This window comes from Deltaproteobacteria bacterium, assembly GCA_016933965.1.
Taxonomy (GTDB): domain Bacteria; phylum Desulfobacterota; class Syntrophia; order Syntrophales; family UBA2210; genus JAFGTS01.
On sequence record JAFGTS010000037.1, the window covers coordinates 1 to 25,485 of the forward strand.

Consider the following 25,485-nt stretch of genomic DNA (forward strand, 5'->3'; position numbering starts at 1 on the left):
TGACACGGAATCCAGTATTTTTAAGCAGTTATGGGCTCCCGCTTTCGCGGGAGTGACACGATATTTGACTTTTTGCGAGACTGTCAAAAATAGTTGCACAACACCGGAAGAATTGTTTTAATGGTGCCGTTTGCAACCTGCGGCCGGGGCTTCGGCATCCTCCCTGTCATGCATCCAGGGTGAAGACCAGCTTGCAATCACACCGGCAGTCCGCACGGCGAACCGGGTGTATTGGAAACGAGGAGTATCCGCTCTCCGGCCGGCCGATCGGTTCGAAGAGCGGGCATTTTACTATAGATTGTAGGGGTACCTTCGGGGGTCGATAATGAGCAGTGATGATTCAAAGCTGGTTGAACGTTCCATTAATACGATTCGTTTCCTCGCCGTCGACGCGATCCAAAAGGCCGATTCGGGCCATCCGGGACTGCCCATGGGCGGGGCGGCCATGGCGTATGTGCTCTGGATGCGTTATCTCCGGCACAATCCGGTCAATCCGGGATGGTTTGATCGGGACCGCTTCGTGCTGTCCGCCGGGCACGGCTCAATGCTCCTTTACGCGCTGCTGCACCTGACGGGATATGACCTCTCACTGGCCGATATAAGGAATTTCCGCCAGTGGGAGAGCAGGACCCCCGGTCATCCCGAATACGGGCTGACACCGGGTGTTGAGGTTACTACAGGTCCCTTGGGGCAGGGTATCAGCAACGCCGTCGGCATGGCCATCGCGGAAGCCTATCTCGGCGCCCGGTATAATGAGGCGGGGTATCCCCTGGTCGATCACCGCACCTATGTCATCGCCGGTGACGGAGACCTCATGGAGGGCGTTGCGGCTGAGGCCTGTTCCCTGGCGGGTCATCTCCGCCTGGGAAAACTGATCGTTCTTTACGATGATAACCGGATCTCTCTTGCCGGCTCGACAAGCCTTGCCTTTACGGAGGATGTGGAAAAGCGGTTTGCGGCTTACGGCTGGCAGGTCATTGCCGTCGAGGACGGAAACGATACGGAGGCTATTGACGCCGCTCTCGGCGAGGCCGGGAGAGAACGGGAGAAACCCTCTCTGATCCGTATCCGCACCGTGATCGGGTACGGTTCGCCCCGGAAGCAGGGGTCCTATACCTGTCACGGCTCTCCCCTGGGACCGGAAGAGGTGGCGGAGGCGAAAAGGAATTTGAAATGGCCGGCGGACAAGGAATTTTTCATCCCTGATGACGTGGCCGAACATATGAGAAGCTCCGTGGAAAAAGGCATTGAGGACGAGGCCGCCTGGGAGCGGCTCCATGCCGAATATGGAGCGAAATTCCCCGACGCGGCCGATGAATTCGACCGCATCATCACGGGGAAGCTCCCCCCCGGCTGGGATGCGAACCTTCCCCGTTTCGACGGTGATAAAAGCATCTCCACCCGGAAGGCCTCCGAAAGCGTCCTGCAGGCTCTCGCACCCCATATGCCCGAATTGATCGGCGGAACGGCCGATCTGAATCCCTCGACCCTGGCCTGGGTAAAAGGATGGGGTGATTTCCAGCCGCCGGAATGCATCGACCTGGACTGCCAGGGAACCACCGGCGGGGGATGGGATTACAGGGGGCGAAACATCCATTTCGGTGTCAGGGAACACGCCATGGGGGCGGCGGCGGCGGGACTGGCCCTCCACGGGGGAATCCTGCCCTTCACGGGGACATTCTTCACCTTCTCCGATTACATGCGTGCGGCCATGCGGTTGGCGGCGCTCATGGCGCTCCGCGTCATCTATGTTTTTTCCCACGACAGCATCGGCGTCGGCGAAGACGGCCCGACCCATCAGCCAGTCGAACACCTGATGAGCCTTCGGGTGATTCCCGGGATGACGGTTATCCGTCCGGCCGACGGCGCCGAGACGGTGGAGGCCTGGCGCTATGCCGTGGAGAAAAGCACGGGGCCCGTTGCGCTGGTGCTTACCCGCCAGAATGTTCCCGTTTTTGATCGCGGTGTGTTCGCCCCGGCGGAAGGACTGCAACGAGGGGGGTACATCCTGTGGGAATCGTCTCAGGGGATGCCGGAGGTGATCCTGATAGGGACGGGATCTGAACTGGCGATCGCCGTCGAAGCCGGCAAAGAGATCGCCGCCGGCGGTACGGCCGTTCGGGTCGTGTCTCTGCCGAGCTGGGAGCTTTTTGACCGCCAGACCCCTGATTACCGGGAACATGTTCTCCCTCCGGCGGTGAAACGACGGGTCGCCGTGGAAGCGGGCATCGTCCTCGGCTGGGAACACTATGTGGGACTTGACGGTGCGGTGGTCGGAATGAAAGATTTCGGGGCAAGCGCGCCCGGCGGAATTCTCTTTAAAAAATTCGGCATAACCACTGAAGGGGTCGTTGAAACAGTCCGGGACCTTTTGAAACGATAGAGAAGGCAAATGCTGAGAGACAACCTCAGGATACAACTCGGTGACTATCGGCCGCTCCTTGACGATGCATTCGCGGAGCTGCGCGACGAGAACGTGGTGGAGCGCATATATGACGGTGATCACCGGCTCTGGAAATCGACGCCGGAAGAAGTGGCGGACAGGCTCGGGTGGGTGGAGAGCCCGCGGGCCATGCTCAACGAGGCGAAACGCTTTCAGCGGTTCACGGACAGCGTCCTTGAAGAGGGGTTTACCCACGCGCTGCTTCTCGGTATGGGAGGATCAAGCCTTGCTCCCCACGTGGTAAGCTCGATACTCGGTTGCCGGAGCGGCTATGTGAATCTCGACGTTCTCGACAGCACGGATCCCGCGATGGTCCTGTCTCATTCCCGACGACTTGAACCGGCGAAAACGCTCTTCCTCGTTTCCACCAAGTCGGGAACCACGGTGGAAACGGTATCCTTGTTCAAGTATTTCTATAACTGGCTTTCCAGCAGTGTGGGAAAGGAGCGGACGGGCAGGCACTTCGTCGCCATCACCGATCCGGCCTCCCCCCTTGAAGAGAAGGCACGACGCTATGGTTTCCGGGATATCTTTTTAAACGATCCGGCCATCGGGGGACGATACTCGGCCCTGTCCTGCTTCGGTCTGGTGCCGGCGTCGCTGATCGGTGCCGATATCCGTTTCATCCTGAACCGGGCGCTTCAGGAGCGGAACTTCCGGCGGGGTGATCCGGAATTCAGCACAGGGATCGTTCTCGGCGCTCTTCTGGGGGCTCTCGCCCGTGCGGGCCGAGATAAGATGACCCTGGTAACGTCACCGCAGATCGCTTCTTTCGGCGACTGGGTGGAGCAGCTCATCGCGGAAAGTACCGGCAAGGAGGGGAAGGGTATTCTGCCCGTCGTCGGTGAACAGATCGGGGATCCCGATGTCTACGGAACGGATCGTCTGTTCATTTACCTGTGCCTTGAATGGGACCGGAACCGTGAGGACGAGCGTATGTCGCAATTGAGCGAGGCGGGTCATCCGGTGATATATCTGTACCTGAAAGACCTCTATGACGTCGGGAGACAGTTCTTTCTCTGGGAGCTGGCAACGGCCGTGGCAGGGTATTTCCTGCGTGTCAACCCCTTTGACCAGCCCGATGTAGAAGCGGCGAAGGTCCGGACCCGCGAGATCATCGATGGACGTCGGAAAAAAGGACGCCCGGCTTCGGATGGGCCGGATTTCTCCGCGGGAGGCGTCAGTGTGTTCGGGTACGGTGGAGATGACCCGGCGGCGATCCTTTCGGAATTTCTTGACGGCGCGGCTGACGGGGCCTACGTCTCGTTGCATGCCTATGTAAAACAGACACCGGAGATGGACAGCGCCCTGGCGGGTCTTCGTGCGAAGATACGGGACACCCGGCGGGTGGCCACGACCGTCGGGTACGGTCCCCGGTTTCTTCATTCCACCGGCCAGTTGCATAAGGGCGACGGCGGGGCGGGCCTTTTCGTTCAGATAACTGCCGAGGACCTCCTCGATGTTCCCATTCCCGACGAGGCGGGACTCTCCTCCTCCTCGACGACCTTCGGCGTGCTGAAAGCGGCGCAGGCCGAGGGAGACAGAAAAGTCCTGGCTGACCGCGGAAGGCAAGTCATCCGGTTTCATTTTCAGGAGGATGTGCCCGGCGGCATCGAAGCTCTGGCGGCGTCCCTATGAACGAGGTTCGGTATTTCCCCGCCATTACGGTACCGGTCCCGAAGGAACGGATATACAAACGGCTCGGGTTTCGAAGAGACCGGACAAAACTGGATGCGGCATCCAGGTTGGAGATCGATCGGGTCATCGACGATGCCGTTTCGATGATCCAGCTTCGAGGGGTGGCGCGGAAAACAGCTATCGTCGGGAACGACGGGACGAGAACGGAGCTCGGTTCAGGCCACACCATTACCAGCGCGAAGCTGGCCGCATTTCTTTCCGGCGCCGAGGAGGCGCTTCTGATGGGTGCCACGGCCGGACGCGATGTCATTACCGCTATTGATGAAGAGACCGGGCGGGGTGCCATGACCCGCGCCGTCGTGTATGATGCCGCGGCAAGCGAGATGGTGGACGATGCCCTCGACTGGCTCTGCACGTATTTCAACCGTGAACTGAGCAGGGAGTGCAGGCTGGTAACGAAAAGGCGGTTTTCAGCGGGATACGGCGATTTTGCCCTTGAAGAACAGAGATACATCCATGCCTTTCTCCACATGGATAAACTGGATGTTCACATCAATGAGAACCATATACTCATACCGGAGAAATCGGTAACGGCCGTGACCGGCGTGTGGTTGAAAGAAGGCGGCAGTGAAAAAAAGTAAGACCGCGATAGGCAGAAACATTCGAGAGAGGGTAATGCTCCTCGACGGGGCAATGGGGACGGAGCTTCAGAAACGGGGCATGCCGGCGGGAGAGTGCCCGGAACTGTGGTGCAACCGGAACGAAGATGTTCTTGAGGCGGTCCACGGCCGGTATCGTGAGGCCGGTGCCGAAGTTATTTATACGGCGACCTTCGGTGCGAATCGGTGCAAACTCGGCCAGTATGGTATTTCCGATGCGGGCGACATCAACCGGCGGCTCGCCCGGGCAGCGAAAAAAGCGGCGGGAAGAAATATCCTCGTCGCCGGTGATATCGGCCCCACAGGGAGGTTTGTCAAGCCCTTCGGGGACCTCGATTTTGATGAGGCCCTCTCGATCTTTCGCGAGCAGATCCGCGGCCTTGTCGAAGGCGGCGTCGATCTCTTCGTCATAGAAACGATGATGGACATCCAGGAGGCCCGGGCGGCCCTTATCGCTGTCAAGGAGACCGCTGACATCTTCACCATCGTCACCATGACCTATGAGGAATCCGGCCGGACATTGAACGGGACCGACCCTGTTTCCGCCCTGATCACCCTTCAGAGCCTCGGGGCCGATGCCGTGGGATGCAATTGCTCCACAGGGCCTGAGGAAATGGTGGGCCTGATTGCCGCCATGAAACCCTATGCCACGGTTCCCCTCGTGGCGAAGCCGAACGCCGGGATCCCCCGATTGGAAGGGAATGAATCGGTCTTTACCATGGGGCCGGACCGGTTCGCCGCTTTTGCGGCACCTCTGGTCGATGCCGGTGTGAACCTTCTGGGAGGATGCTGCGGCACGACACCCGATCATGTGGAGAAGCTGCGGAACGCCCTGGCGGGATTGCGGCCCCGCCTTCCTGAGCGAACATCACTGAGCGCGGTCAGTTCGGCTGCCGGTCATGTGATCTTTGACCGGGAGAAACCACTGGTGATCATCGGAGAGCGGATCAATCCCACGGGGAAGAAGGACCTGCAGGAAGAACTCCGGGAAGGGAGGACGGGACTCGTTCAGTCAATGGCGCGACGGCAGGAAGGGGAGGGCGCCCGTCTTCTCGATGTCAACGTGGGGCTTCCCGGGATCGACGAAAAAAGGACCATGGAGGAAGTCCTGTCCGTCCTGTCGGTCACGACGGCCCTCCCCCTGGTCATCGATTCACCCCGGGTGGAGACCGTCGAGCAGGCGCTCAAGGTATACCCCGGCAGGGCGCTCATCAATTCCATCTCCGGCGAGCGGGAAAAGATGGAAAGACTGCTCCCCGTAGCCGCGAGATACGGAGCAATGTTCATCCTTTTGCCCCTCGTCGGGGGAGGTGTTCCGGCGACGGCGGTGGAGCGGATAGAGATCATACGGTCCATTTACGCGGCGGCTCGGCGGTTAGGTTTTACGCGGGATGACATCATCGTGGACGGTCTCGTCATGACCGTTTCTTCCCATTCCCGGGGACCGTTGGAAACACTGAGGACCATTGAATGGTGCTCCCGTGCGTCCCGGTTCCGTTCCGTCATCGGTCTTTCAAATGTATCTTTCGGCATGCCCGAGCGCAGATGGCTGAATGCCTCCTTCCTGTCAATGGCCGTTGACAGGGGATTGACGATGGTCATCGCCAATCCCGGCTCGGAGGAGGTCATGAACGCGGCGGCGGCCGCGTCGGTCCTGAGCGGGAATGACCGTGACGCGGCGGCCTATCTCGGCCGGTTTGCCCCGCCGGGGGGAGGGGGGGGAACGCAACAGGTCCGCCGGAAAACGCCCGGCACCGGAGATGACCTGTTCAACGCCGTTCTGGAGGGGAACCGTGACGATGTCGAATCGATCCTCGCGCGCCTCCTGCAGGAGGGCAGTGGTGCCGCCTCGCTCCTGAACACATTCATGATCCCTGCAATAACCGAAGTCGGTGAACGTTACGAACGAAAGGAATATTTTCTCCCTCAGTTGATCGCCAGTGCCGAGACGATGAAACGCGGCGTGGCCTATCTCAGACCATTCCTCACGGACGAAAAGGCCGTCACCGAAAAACGGGGGACCGTTCTGCTCGCCACGGTCGAGGGTGACATTCATGATATCGGGAAGAATATCGTGGCACTGATACTTGAAAACCACGGATTCAAGGTGGCGGACCTGGGGAAGGACGTGCCTGCGCGGGCCATCGTTGATGAAGCGAAACGGATACGGCCCGATGTCGTCGGTCTCTCGGCCCTCATGACCACCACCATGGTCCACATGAAGGACGTGATCGATCTGGTGCGGAAAGAGGGGCTTACCTGCTCGTTTCTCGTGGGCGGGGCCGTCGTGAGCCCTGCCTTTGCCGAGTCGATCGGCGCCCGTTATGCGAAGGACGGTGTCGAGGCCGTCAAGGTTGCCGGGAGCATTGCCGTCCACCCGGAATGAGACCTCAGTGATCGAAATGCATCTGGATCCGGTGGTTATCACCGGTGCTGCTCGAGTGCAGCTTGTCCACGTAATGCCTGATAAGGAACCCGGCGAGCTTCGCCTGGGCCTCGGGATCCGTCAGGAGCTCCTCCTCACCTGGTTTCATGCGGGGAACATCCAGGAGAATGCCCCGGTACTGGATAGTGACATCGAGATTATACTCGTCGAAGCGGGCCTCCATGGTGATGGGTGACTGTGTCAGATGAAAGGCCGTCGCGGCCTCCATGAATTCGTTCATGGCCGCCATTGCCTTGTAGACGACCTCCCTCCGCGCCCCCCAGGCGCCTCCCTGTTTTTCCATGAACTGGAATATCCGGTCTGAAAAATCAACTCCCGGTGTCAGCTCAAGAGAAGCCTTTTCGGCGATACCGATCCTGAACAGGAGATTCAGGATCACGGCGGAAATGGCCGCCAGCGAAAGGGACGAGGAAAAGATCGGCTGGATCGAGTGGGGCAGATCGCTGAACGCGCCAGGGATGATGTCCACGGAGAGGCCGAAGATCATTGAAATACCGACAACGAAGGTCTTTCGGGCATCGATCATCCGCGACATGATGATCTGGATTCCTGCCACGATCATGAAGCTGAGCGCGAAGATCAACGTGGCGCCCATGACCGGCTTCGGCATGATGGCGAAAAGGGCGCCCAGGACCGGGCAGAAGGCCATAACGAAAAGAATGGCCCCCATCGCATAGGCGATCGTCCTGCTCGTCGCACCCGTGGCGATCGAGAGGCCGATGTTTGAAGAAGACGTCGATTGCCCCAGGCCGCCAAGCAGGCCCGCAGAAAGGCACCCCGTTGCATCGGCGAGGATACCCCTGCTGATGTTATCCATGTCGGGACGTTTCCATTCGGCGTCGTTTATCTTCTGACAGGTCGTCAGGTCGCCGATGCTTTTCAGCGATGAACAGAGCATCGCGACGATAAAGGGAACGAAAAGTCCCAGGTCGAAAGACCAGCCCGGATGCGAGGTAAAAGGAAAATAGATGAGGGGTTTTCCAAGCATATCGTTTATATGGTCCATGGTAAGGACACCCGCCAGGAATGATATGATATATCCGCCGATCATCCCGATGAGGACGCTGAACAGCCTGAAGTTCCCCTTGCCCCAGACGTTCAAGCCGATGATGAGACCAAGCGTGGAAAAGGAGACGAGCAGTTCCCGTGGTTCCATCATCGTGTCCGTCCCACCCATGCCGAGAAAATAGGTCGCCGCGAGACGGATGACGGTGATCCCCACCATGGCGACAATCAGACCCGTCACTTCGGCGGGAAAGAGAAAGCGAAGCCGGTTGACGACCCGTGAGAAAAGCGCCTCGAAAAACCCGGAAACCGCCGTCATGCCGAACAACAGGGAGAGGCCGCCCGTTTTCGCGGCAAGGATCGAGGCGGCGAGAAAGGAGGGGCCGCATACCTGGGGGCAGAAGTACCCCGACCCGACAGGACCCCGTTTCAATGCCTGAACAATAACGCCGATGCCGCCGGCTATCATGGACATGCTCAGAAGATGGACGGCCTGTTCCGTCGTGCCGCCGATCTCCCTGATGATGACGACGGGGAATATCAATGAAATGGCGATTATGCAGATATGTTGAAAACCGAGGAACGTGGTGATGGTCACGGGAGGTTTTTCATCAACACCATAGATGAGATTCGCCGGCTTCACCGCCATGTCCTGTTCCTCCTTTTCCTTCGATTGGCCTGGGTCCGTTTTTCCGATCCATCGGCATTGCCTCCCCCTTTTGTAAGGAAGGCCGGGAGGAATTTGCGCATGTAAAATCCCCCCAACCCCCCTTTATCAAAGGGGGGCTTTTCACTGTGTCGCTTTGCCACTGACTGTAGCAGTGATAAAGAATAAAGCCGGGCGCAGCATGTGGACCGTCTGTGAAGTCCTTTTACAAGGTCCTGCAGTCAAAATAGAACCGAGCCGTATCCATCTGGGCCAGTTGTTTTCCCCCTTCATAGAGCTGTCCCATCTTGATATCGCGCCAGTGCTTTTCGATATCATGATCCCGGTCGGCGCCGCAAGCCCCCAGTATTTCCATGGCCTTCTCACAATCCTCAACACACCGGTCGGCGACGAACATCTTTGTCAGCCGGGCCTTTGCGAGGATCTCAGGTGACCACCGCGGGCCGTAGCGTTCGGGTTTATCGAGATACTCCGCAAGCCGGTAGGTCGCCGATCGGGAGATCTCGATCCCCGTTACGATCTCAGCGAGCTGCGCGGCCACGGCGTCGTGTTCTTTCAGCGGCCTGCCGTGAAGCGTGGTGCGGGAGCAGAAATCCTGGAGGATCTCATAGACGTTGAGCATCGGGCCGAGGGAGAAAGTGGCCGACATCATTCCCAGGGTCAGCACCTCCTTGAAATACAGCGCATCCAGTCCCGGGCCGTGGGCACGATACCTGAGGGGGACCCGGACGTCTTCGAACCATACATCACCGTTTTTATCGGCCGCCATGCCGGCCTTTTCATATGCCCGTCCCTGGGTCACGCCGGGCGTGTCGGCCGGCACATAAATGTAGGCGATATCCTCTTCTCTTTCAGAACCGGGGCTGGTGGTGCACACCACGCCGAAAAGGTCCGCCAGTCCTCCCGTGTTGGTGGGCCACAGCTTGTGACCGTTGATCACCCAGTGATCATTGTCCTGGCGGGCCGTGGTTTTAATGGTCCTTCCATGGATGAGCTCGATGTTCTCAATATCCGAGCCTCCCTGGGGTTCCGTCATGGCCACGACCCCGTAGACGGGTTCCTTGGAATCAACGAAGATGGGCGCCAGTTCGGCGCAGAGGCGCCGGTTGATGTGCGGCTTGACGGCTATCATTACCATAGGCCAGTAACAGACGCCGAAGGCCAGCGCGATACCTGCGTCGGCCCGGGCCACTTCCTCGAACATCCATCCAGAGGCGGTGGCCAGCAGGTCCGTTTCACCGAAACTCCAGCCGCCGAATTCCGCCGGTATGAGCGCCTTCTGAAAACCCAGGTCGACCATCAATGTCTTGAATGCCGGTTCTATCAGGCGGTGTTCCTCCCAGTCCTCGTCAAAGTTCCTCCTGTTCGGGATGACCACCGTGTCGGCCCAGTTTCTGATGATCCTGCGGATGTAGGTTTCGGCGGGGGAATTCGTCACGTTCTTCAAAAACGGTTTGTGTCCGGTCATGTGCGCCCCCTTCCTCATATGGTCGATGATCCGTAATAATGACGTGCCACGTCCATTTCCACGGGGGTCCTCCCTCCCAGGAGGACCTGCATGGTCTTTATGTCGCGCCAGTGTTTTTCAACATGCCACTCCTTCGCGTATCCGGCGGAGCCCATCATTTCCATGGCCCTGTTGACGGCATGCATGCAGCAGTCGAAAACCCGCACCGATATGCTTTCCGAGAAGACAACGAGCTCTTCGGCTCCTTTAAGGCTGAAGCCCGCCGGCCGGGCGACGGCCCGGGCCTGGCTGTGTATCAGGATCCGGGCGGTAACGATATCCATTGCAACCTGGGCCAGCACGGCCGCGTCCATGGGGTTTTCCTTCAGAAGCCCTTTACCCTTGATCACCCTGCTGTCCGCCCAGTCTTTCACGAGCCCGTACACGTCCGTCGCCGAGCCGACGGCCAAGGCCCCCGTCAGGAGGGTAAACCAGGGAATGAGTCTTCGATACAGGCGTTCTCCGCCTTTCAGGACCTGGTGATCGGCTACGGGAACACCGTCGAAATCAACATCGCAATTGACGCTCGCAAGAAGTCCCGTTGTTTTCAGCGGGCTGCCTTTCTTGACGCCCTGTGTATCGGAGGGAATGATGATTAGGACAATGCCGTCGGGAGCGGCGGCAAAGACGGCGAAACGGGAGGCGGTATATCCCGAATTGACGGGTCGTGCGGCGCTTCCACTCAGAAGCCATCCATTGTCCCCCGGGGACATATCGGCAGCAACCTCACGGCCTGAAATAAAAGGTCGCGCCGGCCGGCCGTTCTCGCCGAGACCGGGAGGAATGAGTGCCAGCGGGGCTGTTGCCGGATCATCACCGCAGAAGAGCGATGCCAGGTCTTCAATGAGCGCCGGCGGTACGTCTTCCTCCTGCAGTATCGAGGCCGCGACGGCCATTGCCGCCGCCGAAACATAGCCGATCGCCGGATCGCCCCTGCCGATCTCCTCGTAGGCCCGTGCCAGCGCCGATGCCGCGTCGGGAAGGGGAAACCCCACTCCACCCATGGCTTCCGGCCATATCAGCCGATGCAGGCCGATCTCGCCGGCGAGGATCTTGAGGGCCGACATCTGGTGTTCGAACTGTTCCCGGTATTCCAGCCGTTTTTCGACGCACTCCGTCCGGACCCACCGGTCGACGCTTCTGGCGATCTCTTCTGATTCGGCGTCCAGCCACTCGGTGGGATAGGGGAAATATCCCACGCCGGAAGCGCCCGTATCGGTGCTGTTCATGAGAACCTCCTTTATTCCGTCTCCCGGAGCAGGTCCAGGTCGAGAGGGAGCGACTTGCCGGGATCGCGGTAAAGCGTCAGGGCATCTTCCGGGCAGTGTTCCACACAAAGCTCACACCCCATGCAGAGCTCCCTGTTATAAAGAAAATTTCCATCTTTCCATTGAATTGCCTGAAAGTGGCAGAAAGACTCACAGATGCCGCAATCAGTGCATTTTTCCGCGTCTCGTATCACCGAATAGCCTGATTCGACCGACTGGGACAGGTCGGGACGCAATTTCACGCCATGGCGGGAGGCGATCAGGCTCACGCAGGTATCGGGATGACAGTTGCAGATGACACCCGTCCCTCCCCCGGTAGCCACCTTGAAGAACGCCTGGGTGACGTACCCCTCGTCCCGGAATTTTCTGACGAGGTCCAGGGCTTCCTCCTGGGATATCCTGCGGGCATTGTACTTTTCACAGTGCTCCAGCCAGAATGTCGCCAGGTCCTTGCCCACGGCAAGGCAGGAATTGATGGACCACGCCGGGGCGTTCGTGGCCAGCTTGCAGGGACAATCCATGACGGCTATGAACTCGGGTTCCTGGAAGATGATCTTGTAGGCATACTTGAACGGGATCGCCCGGCGGTTCTCTTCGGAAAGGACGCTGACGTCCTCATTGAGGGTCAGGATCTTTTCAATGTCCTTTCCCGACAGCACCTTGGCGTGATACCGGTTGAAGGCCATCCGTCCCAGGGGAGCCAGCGGTTTGAACCAGGTCAGGTATTTCAGTCCCCGCAGAAGCACTTCGACCGTTTTCACATAGGGATAGTAGAAAACGAAGTAGATATAATTGTGGATCGCCCGGTCGACCCTCCATCCGTGTTTCTTGAAGATGAGCTTCGTCGAATCTTTCATCCGGATCCCTCCGGTCTCCCGCCTTTCCTGACAGGCCGTCAGGCGAACCTGCTGAAATCGACCCCCCGCTGCCTGCCCCGCTCCCGGAACCATTCCTGTTCATTCTGTGGCGGGGTGTCCTGTTCCTCCGGCGTCTTGCGGACAAGCGTCACCGCCTCCATTGGGCAGGTGGTCACGCAGAGCCCGCAACCGATGCACCGTTCTTCAATGACGTGCCACACATCGCCCCGTTCCTCGATGGCCGATACCTGGCACCGTTCATCGGCGCAGATGCCGCAACCGCTGCAGAGCGCCGGATCGATGCGGGCGATGTAGTTGGAATTGATGGCATCCCGGATCCCCAGTTCATTGATGGACCGGAGAATGCCGCAGCAGCACCCGCAGCAGTTGCAGATGAAGAAATGTCCCTTTTCCACGTTGAGGGTCTGGTGGACAAGGCCGATTTCTTCACAGTACCGGATCAGTTCGTATGCTTCTTTCTTGGTAATGGGCCTGCCCCAGTGATAGTTGTCGAAAAGGCCCGGGACAGGAGCGATGGCCATGCAGACCTCCAGCGGCCTGTCGCAGCCGCGGCCCAGTAACCGCTGTTCCTTCCGGCACACGCACTCGCCGACGGCAAATGATTGCCCCTTTTCGATCAATGTCGAAACCTGCTCGTAGGGGAGCGTTTCCGTTTTGTCGGGAACGGTCGTTTCAACAGGGATCACGCGCGTCTGCTGTGGCTTTACCGCAAAGAACTGGTGTGAAAAGATCCTGTTGTATTCATTGCAGAGCCGCGCTAATTCCGCGTCCATCCTGTCGACCTGGTATTCATAGATGCCGACGGCCCAGGGCACCATTTTGAAGAGCTTGAGGGAACCGCCGTCGATGCCGAGTATCTGCCCGCGCTCCCGCCACATGGCGGTCAGCATCTCTTCAAGCCCTTCCAGCGGTCGTCCCGTCCGCTGGGCGATCTGTTGCGGTGTTTCGAAGGAGAGCCGCAGGTCACAGAACAGCTCCGCTTCTTCGGGGGTAAAAACTTTTTTTAGGATCTTCAGTTCGATGCCCGTCTCGGTTGCCGGAAAACCGTTGGGCAGCGTGTCAAGGACTCCGGCCAGTTTTCGATACACCTCTTCGCTCATGATGATTCCGCTCCTTTTCAGCTTTCAAAAGAACTTGATGTTCCAGCACTCAATCCCGTTGGCTATTTCGAAGATTCCACGTATTCCACGATCTTTTCTGCTATCGTATTGATGGTCTTTTCAAACTTTGAAACATCCCGTTCAAGGAGCGTGAAGCGGAACCCCGGCAGGGCGGTGAAAAAGGAGGTCAGCGGTACGACGCAGATGCCCGTCGCGGCCAGGAGGTAGTAAACGAAACGCTTGTCCTTTTCCATGCGGCCGTCGATTATCGTGTCGACGTAATCCTTGACGGCGGCATTCTCGATATGCAGTTTCTGTTTGCCATTCAGCACCGCATCGTTGAAGACGACGGTCATGTAAAAGGCCCCGTTCGTCCTGTTCACGACGGTGTACGGTACGTCCTTGAGGATATTGAAGGCGATATTCGACAATTTCTCGTAGTGGCGAGTCCGCTTGTTCAGATACTTGTGATATTCGGGGTGGCTCATGATGACGGGGATCGACATCTGCGGCAGGGTGGTGGAACAGACCTCGGACATCTTCTGCGTAAAGATGGTGTTGATGTACCGTGCGAAGGTCTCGTCCTTGTCGGCGTTGTATACCTCGATCCAGCCGCACCGCGAGCCGGGCCAGGGGAACTCCTTCGAGATCCCTTTCATGCTGACGGCGGGGACGTCCTCGATGACATCGGAGAGGGGAACGGTTTTCTGCCCGTTATAGACAAGATTCCGGTACGTTTCATCGAACACCAGGAAAAGGTCGTATTCCTTTGCGATGCGGACGATATCCCGGATGGTTTCCTCGGGGTACACGTATCCTGTCGGATTATCGGGGTTGATGACCAGGATCCCCACGATGGTATTGTGGCTCTTGACCTTGCGCTCCATTTCGGCGATGTCCGGCTGCCAGTTGTGATAGGGGTTCATGCGGTACGTGTTCGGCGGAAATGAAGCATGATGAACCTCTGCGAGCAGATGGGTGGAGTAGGTCGGTTCCGGCATGATGATGCGGGCGTCGATACGCATCGAACTGTAGGCGCGGGCGATGGCGTCGCCGAGACCGTTGAAGAAAATGATATCGTCCTTATGAAGTTTGTACTGTCCCCGTTTGTTGACCAGTTCTGCCAGGAACTCGCGGGTTTCGTCCATCCCCTTGGTCGGCGAATAGGCGAATGATGAATCGTTACTGATGATTTCCTTGACACAGTCCTTCATCCAGGCCGGTATTTTTTCCCCTTTTATGACGGGGTCTCCGATGTTCTCCCAGGTGATGCTGACACCGTTTTCCATCAATTTGTTGGCTACGCCCACGATATTTCGTATCTCATAGGTCAGGCCGGTCCCCGTTTTCGCGATGTCGAATCTCATAAAACCCCCAATGGATTTGCGATTTTTGACGAAATAGATTAATACAGTTCAATGAAAAAAGCCATGATAATTTTTATCCGTACCATTGCAATCGGCCGTTTCGTGCATACTATAGGGGGCAACCACTATTTTATTTTGGACGGTACGTGCACATAAGACGTCCGTGATGAAAGGGAACATGGAAAAAGAACAGCAACAGAAGGGGAACAACAACGGTAACCGGGAACGGGTTGAGATCGACATTCGTGAAATGGAGATAGACGACCTGGCAACAGTGTTTCACATGGGCGAGCAGCTCTTCAAGGCCAAGGATGTACCGAACCTCTACCGGACCTGGGATGAATATGAGGTCATCACGTTTTTCCAGGGCGATACGGAACTCTGCCTCGTGGCCGAGGTGGAGGGTCGTGTGGTGGGGTTTCTCCTGGGCACGACGGTGACCAAGAGCCGCTCCGCATGGAAGTACGGCCTCATGGCATGGCTCGGTGTCAATGCATCGTGCCGCCGTCACGGTGTTGCGAAGAAGCTTTTCGAGGAATTCAGGGATATCATGGAGGAACAGGGGGTCCGCATGCTTCTCGTCGATACCGAGGCCGACAATGAGGAGGCCCTGCGGTTTTTCGAGAAAATCGGCTTTGACAGTCCCGAGGAACATGTGTACCTGAGCCTCAACCTTGCAACGAAGAGGCGCCGGTCGAGAAAATTGAAAAAGAACAATGGAAACAACAGGCGTAAAAAGACATGACCAGGCGGGACCCGTCCAACCCCGAAGGCTCAGAAAGCTCCTGAAACGGATGATCGATATCTACAGTCCTTCGGGCAAGGAGGAGGAACTGCTTGCGTATCTTTCTTCCTACCTGAAACGCCAGGGGCTTCCGGTCATGCGGCAGGAGGTGGATGACAGCCGGTACAATATCGTGGTTCATCCGCCATCGGGTGATGCCTGTCTCTGCCTGGTGGGTCACCTCGATACGGTCGTAGCCTACGATCTTGATCAGTACGGGTATGACACGGAAGAAGACAGGGTGACCGGCCTGGGCGCGGCCGATATGAAGGGAGGGTGCGCCGCCATGATTGAGGCCTATATGGCGGCATGGGAAACCCTTTCCGGCAGGGTTCCCGCTGCCCTTGCACTGGTCGTCGGAGAGGAAGAGGACGGAGACGGCGCGCAACGGCTGGTCGAGGAATATCATTTTCCCTGGGCCATCATCGGTGAACCGACGAACCTCATGCCCTGCCTGGGGCATTACGGATATCTGGAGATCCAGCTGGTAACCAGGGGAACACGGGCGCATGCCTCGCTGGCAAACCGGGGGAAAAACCCCGTGGAGGCCATGCTCAGGGTCCTTCTTGCCCTGACCTCTCATATCGAGAAGAAACGGCCGAGGCTGGTCTGTAATATCCGTGAACTCTACAGTTCCCCCGCGGGGTTCGTCGTTCCCGACCGGTGCGAGGTCTGGATCGATGTACACATGCCTCATGACGCTCCCGTCGGGGCCATCACGGTGGAACTCGAGGAAGTGGTTGCGGAGGAACAGAAGAGGAATGCCGACCTGGAAACATCGCTCTCTTACAGCACTATCAACGCCGGCTATGATATTCCGGAAAAGGGTACACTCGTCCAGGTGCTGAAGGATGTTTTCAGGGAACGGTCCCTTCCCTGGTCGCCGCAGGTATTTCGCAGTCATTCCGATGCCGGCATCCTCTGGGAGGCGGGAATAAAGCCCCTGATCCTGGGACCGGGAGGTATCGAGCAGGCCCATGCTCCGGAAGAGTCGGTTTCCTTTGAAGAGGTCCTTCGGGCGGCCGTCCTCTACCGGGACTGTCTCGTCGCGTTGTCAACGAGGCAGGTGTGACCGGTCTTTGCTGGATTTAGCCGCGACCCGTCAGGTATTGAACCCACCAGCCCGGTTTCTGGCCTTGAGTACATACTCGACCAGGCATTTACCGAAATCTGATGCAGTTTTAATGTCTTCTTCATTTCCGACGTCCAAGTTGTTGAGATACTGCAGGTGCAGGACGTCTCCTTCGGATTGTTCGGGAACGATGCCGGCAAAGAAAAATCCCAAAAGTTCCAGTCGTGGTACTGAACTCTGCACTGCGGGATCGGCAAGCGGCAGCTCGACATAGATGGCGTCAATGTGCCGGAGACACAATTCCTTCTTGCGGAACGCAACCAATTGCTCAAGATCGGCCCCGAATCTGGTCACCTGAATGGAAGCAATTCCTAATTCCGCCATCACTCTGACATTCACCTCCGCATGCGGGCATTTGATGGCCTGTTCCCTTGAGTCATCCGCACTTATGATGGTGCGCTTCAATGTCCCGTGCCTGTATATGTCGCGGATAATAGCCTCGTGATGAAACGGCGGGTACACGTCCCTGGGCGGTTCTCCTCCCATACTTGTATAGAGGAGCATCGCCGTCCGGCGTAGCCCGGTCTCTTCCTCAATTTTTCTAAACACCATATCAGCAGGGAGAAACCCCAAGAGGACGCCCGTCTCGAATCCGCCGATGGCAAGACACGCTTTCTGGCTGTAGCTGTGGATGGTCACAGCTTCACTGTAAGTTCCGTTAAGCCCCTGTTTCTTTGCATAATCGATAAAGGAGTGAATCATCTGTCCCAGGAAACCATTGCCCCTGTAACGGGGGTCGACGACAGCCTGGCCTAATACGCCGATATGTGCATCTTTCCGGTTTCTCTGAATGGCTATGTGTCCTATGATCTCACCCTCGGGGTTCACGGCGACATAGGAAAGGAGCAGGCCGCTTTTCAGCAGTTCCTTCAGCCTGTCCGGATAGTAGATGTTATGGTTGGGATAGCTGTAACCATAGCAGCGGTAAATGCACCGGGCAAGGCCTACTGAATCCTCCGGCATTGTGGGCCGCACTGTTATGGGAATATCCGGGGACAATGCGGGAACCGTTGGTGATAGGACCTTCTCCTCTTGCGTTACATAGGCCGAGATATCCTGGAAGGGAAGATTTTTAATCAATTCAACGCGTTTGCCCTGATGTCCCCTGTTGAGGAAATGGACCTCGTCGATGAAGGCTTTCATCAGTATAACACCGAGGCTGGATCCCCGGCCGGTCTCGTATTTCATTAAATCGAAGGGGATACCCCGGTCGTCCACGGCTACGACCAGCTGTCCCGGCCTGCGCAGGATTGTTACATCATAGGTGCCGAGCTCATCGGGATCAAAGGCATGTTCGATAACATTGGTACAGGCTTCTTCCACCACCAGTTCAAAGTGCTGTGCCTCTTTCCCGCTTAATCCCAGTGTGATTGACGTCTCTCGTACCAGGCCCGTCACAGCGGGCAGGAATTCCACCTTCGCCATGATCGATATTCGGGCTATCTGCTGTTCTTCCTGTCTTCCGTTCATCTCTATCACAGCTTCATGAGCGTAACTTGTGGTGGTTGATGGTAGGCAACAAGTTGCTTTAACTCGATAAAAAACCGCCATTACGGAGAAAGAGCATAGGGTGGTCATGCCTGTTTGTCAATGGTAAATCGCCTCTCCGGACATTGACAATATTTTTATATTGCATTCGCGATTTTCTATGTTACAATACAAAACCTATTTCTGTAAGAAAATGAGGGTAGAGGGGTGAAATGAGAAAGAAGAGACATCAATCCATCCTTACATATATCATGCCGGCACTGATGGTGTGTCTCTTGGCCATTCTTTTCACGATTGTTCCGGCGTCGGCCCAGATGGCCCTGATGAGCGATGAAGACCTTGAGGGTGTCTATGCCATGGGTTTTTCCACCTTCAGTGTGACCAACGGGGTGGCGAACGCGACTTTCAACGTGAACGCCGCCATTTACGCCGATATCGACTCCATCAAGCTTGGCTACCACGACGAATATAATTACAAGGACCCCAACCCGGGATTCGGCTGGGATGAGGACTGGACCGACGCGGAGCTGGGGACCTCCAGTCAGGACCTTGTCCTTGAAAGTGTTTATATAGAGGCGAAGTTCACCAATATCGATAATCCGGCGACCCGCCAGCTTGAATACGTCAAGATCGGGTTTACCAACGTAAACGGCGATATCAGCGCCGATTTCAATTCCTTCAGCGGATACATCGATGATTCCGATGATGGAACGCCCGAGGTGAACGGCCACGGACTGAACCTTGGATCAAAAACGATCACCTCGACGAATTCGGAATTCTACCTGAAGCTTTCGGCGAGCGGTGCCGGCAAGGGCTGGACGGTCTACTTCGACAAGGCCACGGTCAACTGACCTGGGTGGCTCACATTAAAAACAGATTATTATGTGGTGCTTTCCGTGAAGGGGAGCACCTTTTTTTGTCGGAGGTGGATTTTTTTTAAATTTAAAGGAGATGGATCACTTGCGGGAAATGGAGGAAATGAAACAGCCGCCCCCGCCGCTGTCTCCCGAGGAACCTGAGGGAAGCCTGAAGGAAGCCGCAATGGTGTGATCCGCCTGGATATTTTCAAAAGTATAGGTATCGACGGCGCCGACCGAAGAGCCGTCGACCAGGACATCGGCTATTCGATATCCCGCATCCGGCGTTATGGTAAAGGTCTGATCGGTGCCCTCGATCACCCGGACCGTTCCCGCGGGGGATATGGTCCCGTTGCTTCCGGAGGTGGCCGTGATGGTAAAAGCCCCGGCGATGGGTCCGGTCTGGTATATCTTCAGCCGGGTGGCGGGATCACCCACCAGGTGGAACATCTCGACAATGTCCGCCGATTCCCCCCGGACATAGGATGCGATCTTTGCTTCCGTCGTGATGGAACCGATGATATTGTCCTCACCGTCGAATATTCTCGAGAACAGTTCCCTGTTCAGGATTTCATAACTGCTGAGGTAGGCGAGGCCGCTTGGTGAAAAGGTGGCGATAGCCCCCCCGTTCGAGGTGATCACGAATTCTTCCCCAAGGGAATACTGGTAGGGCTGTGCGAAATATCCGTTGAGGCAGTCCAGGGCGATGACAAAGGCGAGGGTCTCGGCGTTTTCAAGCGTTTTTACATCAAAGGACTCGAAAATGAATTCATCGGTGAACGTCGGACCGCCACCCCAGCGGGTGAGATCGCCGTGCCCCACGTAATTGGTCAATAATACCCCTTCTTCCATGATTTCGATGATGTCATCGGTTACCCCGTTCACCCCGGCATAGCTTGCCGCGTATATCTTGCGGGTGGTGAAGCCCTCCGGGAGACCGTTGGCCAACTCGTCATTGAGGACCTCAAAGGATATGTCGTCATCATCGGCGACGAACAGGACCTGGCGCGGCTCATAGTCCGCCGCCAGTTCATAGCCGGTGATCTTGTTGATCGTCCTGGCCACATCGGCGGCTGTTGCGCCGGGTATCCTTCCGATATACATTTCGGGGATGATATCATCTCCTTCGAGGCACACGTACCAGTTGTCTGACGGGGTCAATCCAAGTTCTTCCGTGATGGTGAGATGCACGGGAACCCGGTTCATCTTTCCTGTTCCAAAATAATCGCGGTAGTCGATGGAGGCATCACCGACGAGGAAGACATACCGGGGTGCCGGGCGCTGCCAGTTCTCGTAGGCATATTGAATGAACTCCTTTACCGCCGCGGGATCGACTATGCCTTCATTGAATTGGCCGTATATGTCCTCCACGGAAACCGCCCGTACCCGAAGTCCCTGGAGCTCACGAAGCTCCAGAACAGGTTCGACGGCGTCGAGAAAGTCTTCCGCCGTGATCAGGATGTAGTCGGCACCGTTGTTCGGATCGGTCAGGGTGTCCGCGTACCGGCAGGCGATGCGCTCCGGTGTTTTGACGCCGCTGCCGGCGGTGACGTGGAACGTCGCGGTCTCTTGCACGATGGCGTCAAAGAGAACCGAAAAGGAGCCTCCCTCGGCGGTGACGCTCATGTCTTCTATCTTCCGGGGGGATGCCGGGTCGCTGATGTCGAGGACACTGATCTCATCATCACCGAGGTTCGATACTTCAAAGGTGCGAGTTGACCCTGTTCCTGCGGCGGAAAAGGGCAGGACATCGCTGTCGGCCTCCAGGTCTCGCCGGTACGTTATGTCGATCCAGTTGAAATAGACGATGTCCGTCTCTGCCCCCGTATCACCAGGCAGTTCCAGCTTCAACGCGTTCGCCCCTTCCTCAAGAAGCGTTCCGGCGATGGTGATCTCATGGAGGTATTCCTCTTCCCCGTCCCAGAAGATGTCACCGATGGCCGTCCCGTTCAGGGATATGTGCACGTGATGGTCCAGATCGATCCAGGTGTTCGACCGTCCTCTGAAGGATATGAGTGCCGTCGCATCACCGGTCCCCGCCGTGGGTGACGGGATGGTCAGGGTGTATTGAACGGTGACCGGGGCCGTCAGTTTTTCCCGGAACCAGTAGTCGCTTTCCGGAGCACCCGGTGTCTCGGGCCACATGACATGATTTTCTTCGAAATGGACCGTGTAGTTCGCCGACGTGACCGGTTCTCCCGACGGCGCTCCGCTGATGCCGGTGATCATCGGCCCGGCGGTACCGCTCCAGGTAAGCCGATAGACGTTGGTTCCCGTGAATTGCGTATCCAGGGCTTCGCCGTAGAATTCCAGGTAATCGCCGGGAGCAAGGTATGACCCCGCGGCGACGATTGAGACCGCCGAATCGATCCCTCTCTGAGTAAGCCGTATCTGAGAGACAGGTATAACAGAGGGGTCCACCCCAGCCGTTTCGATGTTTTCACAGGTGACGCGGTACAGGCCGTTCTCGCTGACAAACAGGTCGACTCCCGTGACCGCCTCTTCCTGCCCTCTCGATGCCGCCGGCGAAAGAAGAAGGATCGCGCATACAAGATAGGCTGTGATCTTCCGTATCATCAGAGTCCTTCGGTGTGTTTTCAGACAGTAAAAAGGTTTATAATTCTAACATGTGGCCGGGAATAATCAACCGATAATTTCCCTTTTCCCTTTCTTCTTGACAGGTTCCCCGCTTCCCCGGTAGATTTCCATGAACATACCAGCGAGCGAGGAGCGGAGCATGACACAGGAAATACGCATCGGCATCATCGGATACGGAAATATCGGCAGGGCCGTTGAAATGGCAGTTAAACAGAATCCTGATACGGTATGTGCGGGAATCTACACTCGACGCGAGCCGTCGAAGCTGGAAACGTACTATCCCGAAACACTGGTTTTCCCGCTGGAGGAAGCACAGAAGCATGCCGGCGGCATCGATGTGGCGATCCTCTGCGGGGGGTCTGCCACGGACCTTCCGGAACAGGGACCGAGATTAGCGGCGCTTTTCAATACCGTGGACAGTTTCGACACCCACGCGCGTATACCGGAATATTACGCCGCTGTCGACCGGGCGGCCCGGGAGGCAGGAACGACGGCCGTCATTTCCACGGGTTGGGACCCGGGCCTGTTTTCCCTGATGCGGGTTATCGAGGATTCCGTCCTGCCCGTGGGTGAGAGCTATACCTTCTGGGGGCCCGGCGTGAGCCAGGGGCATTCCGATGCCATACGACGGGTGGAAGGTGTGACGGACGCCCGGCAGTACACGATACCCGTAGATAAGGCGGTCGATGCCGTTCGAAGGGGTGAAGCTCCGAAATTCACCTCTCGTGAGAAACATTTCCGTGACTGCTATGTGGTCGCTGAAGAAGGGGCCGATCTTGACAGGATCGAAAAAGAGATCACGTCCATGCCGTATTATTTTTCGGATTACGACACGCGGGTGACCTTCATATCACGGGATGAAATGCGGGAAAAACACGCGACCATGCCCCATGGCGGCTTTGTCATGAGGACCGGTGCCGATGACGCAGGCAACCGAAGCATCATCGAGTTTTCACTGAAGCTTGCAAGCAACCCGGGATTTACGGCAACCGTCCTCGTGGCATACGCCCGGGCGGCCTGGCGCCTGAACGGGGAGGGGAAAACGGGTGCCCTGACCGTCTTTGACATCGCGCCGGCCTATCTCTCGGCACGGACCCGGGAGGAGTTGATCAAGAACGAACTCTAGGCCGGCGGACGGAGCGTGGGCAACGAACGGGGATGATCAAGGGACCTGCTGAGCGAATAGAGAAGTTGTTTTGTCACTTTTTTAAGAACGTGGGAGGGAACCATGAAAGGGAAGAGTGGATACACCGGGAAAATCCTGAACGTCGATCTGGACGGGGGAACCATGTCAGAGGAAACGATTCCCGATGAGATTTACGAGAGTCATCTTTCGGGAATGGGCCTGGCCGCCGCCCTGCTTTACGACCGGATCCCCGCCGGGGCAGACCCGCTGGGGCCGGACAATATCCTCGGTATTGTTTCAGGTCTTCTGACCGGCACGGGAAGTTTCTTCACGGGACGGTGGATGGTGGTGGGAAAATCGCCCCTCACCGGTGGCTGGGGAGACGCGAACTGCGGTGGAAGCTTCGCGCCGGCCATCAAGCGGTGCGGGTACGACGGCATTTTCTTCCGCGGTATCAGTGAAAGACCCGTGTATCTGCTGGTGAAGAATGGAACACCACAACTCCGTGACGCCGCGCATCTCTGGGGAATGGACGCCGTGGAAACCGAAGAGTTGCTCATCGAGGAGCACGGAAACGGTGCCCGCGTGGCCTGTATCGGTCCCGCCGGTGAAAATCGTTCCCTTATATCAGGTATATCGAACGACCGGGGACGGCTTGCCGCCCGTTCCGGCCTCGGTGCCGTGATGGGTGCAAAGAGATTGAAAGCGGTGGTTCTTGCCGGGAAGGGACGGATTCATGCCCATGACCCCGATGAGATGAAGCGGCTCAGTGCGGCCTGCAACAAGTGGGTGCGGTTTCAGCCGCCCTTCGTATCGGGTCCGTTCACCGCGAAGATCGGTGCCCTGCTTCGCGTCATGCCCACACAAATGGCACAGGACGGCATGCTCTTCAAGATCATCCTCAAGAAGTGGGGAACGGCCTGCATGAACCAGATGTCCATCGAGATGGGCGACTCGCCTATCAAGAACTGGACGGGGAGCAACAGGGATTTCGGCACCGACAGGTCGAAGCCCACGAATCCCGATGCGATCATCGAGAGGGAACGGATCAAGTATCACTGTTATTCCTGTCCCCTGGGATGCGGCGGCATCTGCACCATGGAGGGGAAATACACCGAGACCCACAAGCCGGAATACGAGACGATCCTTGCCTTGGGCGGGCTCTGTATGAACGCCGATGCGGACAGCCTCTTTGAAATGAACGAGATGCTCAACAGGGCCGGCATGGACACCATATCGGCGGGAAGCACCGTGGCCTTCGCCATTGAATGTTATGAGCGGGGGATCATTACGAAAGAAGATACGGGCGGTCTGGAATTGACCTGGGGAAATGCACCGGCCATAGTGGAGCTTGTTCAGAAAATGATCACCCGGGAGGGTATCGGCGATCTCCTGGCGGACGGGTCGAAATTTGCCGCTGAGCGGATCGGAAAGAATTCCGCTGCGTTCGCCATGCATGCCGGCGGCCAGGACCTGCCCATGCATGACGGCCGGAACGATCCGGGGTTCGCCCTCCACTACAGCGTGGAACCAACGCCGGGCCGGCATACGATAGGGGCCCAGCTGTATTACGAGATGTTTCAGCTCTGGAGGAAGGTGAAGGACCTTCCAAAGGCGCAGATGCTCTACAGCAAGGACAGGAAGTTTGAGACGGGTGAGGACAAAGCGATCAAAGCCGCCGCGTGCAGCAAGTACGTGAACGTCATGAACGGGGCGGGCCTGTGTCTCTTCTCGGCCTTTCTGGGCGCGCACCGGCTTCCCCTCTTTGAATGGTTGAACGCGGCTACGGGGTGGAACAAAACGGCGGAGGAATACCTGGAGATCGGAGAACGGATCCAGACGCTCCGCCAGGCCTTCAACATCAAGCACGGCATAAAACCGCGGACCTTTGTGATCCCTAACCGCGCACTGGGAAAGGAACCGCTTTCCGAGGGAGCGAACAAGAGCCGCACCGTCGATATCGAGCCCATGATACGTGATTACTGGCGGCTCTTCGGCTGGGACGAGACCTCGGGAAACCCAAAGGAGGAGAGCATAAAGCGGCTCGGGATAAAACAATAACGATAAAACAGGGGGTTGCCATGTCATATAGCATCACTGATAGTTGCAATGGCTGCGGGGCCTGTGCACGTCTGTGCCCCGTTGACGCTATTCACGGTGAAAAAAAGGAAAAACACCGGATCGACAAACTGCTCTGCATCGAATGTGGCGCCTGCGGCAGGGTCTGCCCCGAGGGGGCGATCCTCGACGCCGCCGGCAACCCCTGTACCATGATCAAGCGGTCCCAGTGGGAAAAGCCGCGATTCGACAGGAAGATATGTACCTCCTGCAACATCTGTATCGATGCCTGTCCCGTGGGATGCCTTGATCTGTCGGAGCCCGATGACAGGAAAGATCCCCATGGATATCCCTGCATGAAGGTTGAAAAGGCCTGCATCGGCTGCGGCTTCTGCGCCGCGGAGTGCCCTGTCGGGGCCGTGACGATGGCGGTGGAGTAACAGCAGGATGCCGAAAGACACGAA

At 57.3% G+C, this 25,485-nt stretch carries 18 protein-coding genes; 10 read left to right on the top strand and 8 right to left on the bottom strand.

The annotated features are described in order from the left end of the window. The first annotated feature begins 325 nt into the window (after positions 1-325). From tkt to JXO48_08915, 4 genes are read left to right on the top strand one after another with little or no spacing between them, the layout of a single operon-like run. Entirely contained in the window at positions 326-2,383 is a 2,058-nt protein-coding gene (gene tkt, locus JXO48_08900; protein MBN2283993.1) for a transketolase, read from the top strand. Positions 2,384-2,392: 9 nt separating this feature from the next. Next, entirely contained in the window at positions 2,393-4,081 is a 1,689-nt protein-coding gene (locus JXO48_08905; protein ID MBN2283994.1) for a glucose-6-phosphate isomerase, read from the top strand. Continuing rightward, a complete protein-coding gene (locus JXO48_08910) occupies positions 4,078-4,722 on the top strand; it encodes a hypothetical protein (GenBank protein MBN2283995.1) in 645 nt (214 codons plus the stop codon). The genes JXO48_08905 and JXO48_08910 overlap by 4 nt, the downstream gene beginning before the upstream one ends. Before the next feature lie 34 nt (positions 4,723-4,756). Then, complete coding sequence (locus JXO48_08915) at positions 4,757-7,126, top strand: homocysteine S-methyltransferase family protein (protein MBN2283996.1); 2,370 nt, start codon at positions 4,757-4,759, stop codon at positions 7,124-7,126. Between the two features lie 4 nt (positions 7,127-7,130). Here the strand turns inward: JXO48_08915 and JXO48_08920 are convergent, their stop codons facing one another. The 6 genes from JXO48_08920 to JXO48_08945 form a co-directional block, all read right to left on the bottom strand. After that, complete coding sequence (locus JXO48_08920; protein ID MBN2283997.1) at positions 7,131-8,840, bottom strand: purine/pyrimidine permease; 1,710 nt, start codon at positions 8,838-8,840, stop codon at positions 7,131-7,133. 223 nt (positions 8,841-9,063) lie between these two features. Then, positions 9,064-10,326, bottom strand: coding sequence for an acyl-CoA/acyl-ACP dehydrogenase (locus tag JXO48_08925; protein MBN2283998.1), 1,263 nt, complete (start codon positions 10,324-10,326; stop codon positions 9,064-9,066). Between the two features lie 14 nt (positions 10,327-10,340). Then, the gene (locus JXO48_08930; protein ID MBN2283999.1) at positions 10,341-11,594 is read right to left on the bottom strand and encodes an acyl-CoA/acyl-ACP dehydrogenase; all 1,254 of its coding nucleotides are present in this window, start codon (positions 11,592-11,594) and stop codon (positions 10,341-10,343) included. An 11-nt stretch (positions 11,595-11,605) separates the two neighbouring features. Next, complete coding sequence (locus JXO48_08935; protein ID MBN2284000.1) at positions 11,606-12,490, bottom strand: 4Fe-4S binding protein; 885 nt, start codon at positions 12,488-12,490, stop codon at positions 11,606-11,608. A gap of 38 nt (positions 12,491-12,528) precedes the next feature. Continuing rightward, positions 12,529-13,611, bottom strand: a complete 1,083-nt coding sequence (locus tag JXO48_08940; GenBank protein MBN2284001.1) for a 4Fe-4S binding protein — start codon at positions 13,609-13,611, stop codon at positions 12,529-12,531. A gap of 62 nt (positions 13,612-13,673) precedes the next feature. Beyond that, a complete protein-coding gene (locus JXO48_08945) occupies positions 13,674-14,978 on the bottom strand; it encodes a pyridoxal phosphate-dependent aminotransferase (GenBank protein MBN2284002.1) in 1,305 nt (434 codons plus the stop codon). A 178-nt stretch (positions 14,979-15,156) separates the two neighbouring features. Here JXO48_08945 and JXO48_08950 point away from each other — a divergent pair, with 178 nt between their 5' ends. After that, positions 15,157-15,723 carry a GNAT family N-acetyltransferase gene (locus JXO48_08950; protein MBN2284003.1) on the top strand — a complete coding sequence of 189 codons (567 nt, stop codon included), beginning with the start codon at positions 15,157-15,159 and terminating at the stop codon, positions 15,721-15,723. Then, the gene (locus tag JXO48_08955; protein MBN2284004.1) at positions 15,695-16,834 is read left to right on the top strand and encodes a M20/M25/M40 family metallo-hydrolase; all 1,140 of its coding nucleotides are present in this window, start codon (positions 15,695-15,697) and stop codon (positions 16,832-16,834) included. The genes JXO48_08950 and JXO48_08955 overlap by 29 nt, the downstream gene beginning before the upstream one ends. 30 nt (positions 16,835-16,864) lie before the next feature. On the opposite strand, the gene JXO48_08960 is transcribed toward JXO48_08955, so the two are convergent. Then, positions 16,865-18,364 carry a GNAT family N-acetyltransferase gene (locus tag JXO48_08960; protein ID MBN2284005.1) on the bottom strand — a complete coding sequence of 500 codons (1,500 nt, stop codon included), beginning with the start codon at positions 18,362-18,364 and terminating at the stop codon, positions 16,865-16,867. A gap of 230 nt (positions 18,365-18,594) precedes the next feature. Between JXO48_08960 and JXO48_08965 the strand changes: the two genes are divergently transcribed. Beyond that, a complete protein-coding gene (locus JXO48_08965; GenBank protein ID MBN2284006.1) occupies positions 18,595-19,233 on the top strand; it encodes a hypothetical protein in 639 nt (212 codons plus the stop codon). Positions 19,234-19,338: 105 nt separating this feature from the next. On the opposite strand, the gene JXO48_08970 is transcribed toward JXO48_08965, so the two are convergent. Then, the gene (locus tag JXO48_08970; protein MBN2284007.1) at positions 19,339-21,816 is read right to left on the bottom strand and encodes a hypothetical protein; all 2,478 of its coding nucleotides are present in this window, start codon (positions 21,814-21,816) and stop codon (positions 19,339-19,341) included. Positions 21,817-21,976: 160 nt separating this feature from the next. Between JXO48_08970 and JXO48_08975 the strand changes: the two genes are divergently transcribed. From JXO48_08975 to JXO48_08985, 3 genes are all read left to right on the top strand, one after another. Next, positions 21,977-22,963, top strand: coding sequence for a diaminopimelate dehydrogenase (locus JXO48_08975; protein ID MBN2284008.1), 987 nt, complete (start codon positions 21,977-21,979; stop codon positions 22,961-22,963). 102 nt (positions 22,964-23,065) lie between these two features. Beyond that, complete coding sequence (locus JXO48_08980; protein MBN2284009.1) at positions 23,066-25,024, top strand: aldehyde ferredoxin oxidoreductase family protein; 1,959 nt, start codon at positions 23,066-23,068, stop codon at positions 25,022-25,024. A 20-nt stretch (positions 25,025-25,044) separates the two neighbouring features. After that, the gene (locus tag JXO48_08985) at positions 25,045-25,461 is read left to right on the top strand and encodes a 4Fe-4S binding protein (GenBank protein ID MBN2284010.1); all 417 of its coding nucleotides are present in this window, start codon (positions 25,045-25,047) and stop codon (positions 25,459-25,461) included. Positions 25,462-25,485: the final 24 nt, after the last annotated feature.

Excerpts from the sequence above, each read along its gene's own strand:
- JXO48_08985 (MBN2284010.1), top strand. The coding sequence starts at position 25,045 with ATGTCATATAGCATCACTGATAGTTGCAATGGCTGCGGGGCCTGTGCA.
- tkt (MBN2283993.1), top strand. The coding sequence starts at position 326 with ATGAGCAGTGATGATTCAAAGCTGGTTGAACGTTCCATTAATACGATT.
- JXO48_08935 (MBN2284000.1), bottom strand. The coding sequence starts at position 12,490 with ATGAAAGATTCGACGAAGCTCATCTTCAAGAAACACGGATGGAGGGTC.
- JXO48_08980 (MBN2284009.1), top strand. The coding sequence starts at position 23,066 with ATGAAAGGGAAGAGTGGATACACCGGGAAAATCCTGAACGTCGATCTG.
- JXO48_08950 (MBN2284003.1), top strand. The coding sequence starts at position 15,157 with ATGGAAAAAGAACAGCAACAGAAGGGGAACAACAACGGTAACCGGGAA.
- JXO48_08945 (MBN2284002.1), bottom strand. The coding sequence starts at position 14,978 with ATGAGATTCGACATCGCGAAAACGGGGACCGGCCTGACCTATGAGATA.
- JXO48_08940 (MBN2284001.1), bottom strand. The coding sequence starts at position 13,611 with ATGAGCGAAGAGGTGTATCGAAAACTGGCCGGAGTCCTTGACACGCTG.
- JXO48_08960 (MBN2284005.1), bottom strand. The coding sequence starts at position 18,364 with ATGAACGGAAGACAGGAAGAACAGCAGATAGCCCGAATATCGATCATG.
- JXO48_08975 (MBN2284008.1), top strand. The coding sequence starts at position 21,977 with ATGACACAGGAAATACGCATCGGCATCATCGGATACGGAAATATCGGC.
- JXO48_08930 (MBN2283999.1), bottom strand. The coding sequence starts at position 11,594 with ATGAACAGCACCGATACGGGCGCTTCCGGCGTGGGATATTTCCCCTAT.
- JXO48_08925 (MBN2283998.1), bottom strand. The coding sequence starts at position 10,326 with ATGACCGGACACAAACCGTTTTTGAAGAACGTGACGAATTCCCCCGCC.
- JXO48_08915 (MBN2283996.1), top strand. The coding sequence starts at position 4,757 with ATGCTCCTCGACGGGGCAATGGGGACGGAGCTTCAGAAACGGGGCATG.
- JXO48_08965 (MBN2284006.1), top strand. The coding sequence starts at position 18,595 with ATGAGAAAGAAGAGACATCAATCCATCCTTACATATATCATGCCGGCA.
- JXO48_08920 (MBN2283997.1), bottom strand. The coding sequence starts at position 8,840 with ATGGCGGTGAAGCCGGCGAATCTCATCTATGGTGTTGATGAAAAACCT.
- JXO48_08970 (MBN2284007.1), bottom strand. The coding sequence starts at position 21,816 with ATGATACGGAAGATCACAGCCTATCTTGTATGCGCGATCCTTCTTCTT.
- JXO48_08905 (MBN2283994.1), top strand. The coding sequence starts at position 2,393 with ATGCTGAGAGACAACCTCAGGATACAACTCGGTGACTATCGGCCGCTC.
- JXO48_08955 (MBN2284004.1), top strand. The coding sequence starts at position 15,695 with ATGGAAACAACAGGCGTAAAAAGACATGACCAGGCGGGACCCGTCCAA.
- JXO48_08910 (MBN2283995.1), top strand. The coding sequence starts at position 4,078 with ATGAACGAGGTTCGGTATTTCCCCGCCATTACGGTACCGGTCCCGAAG.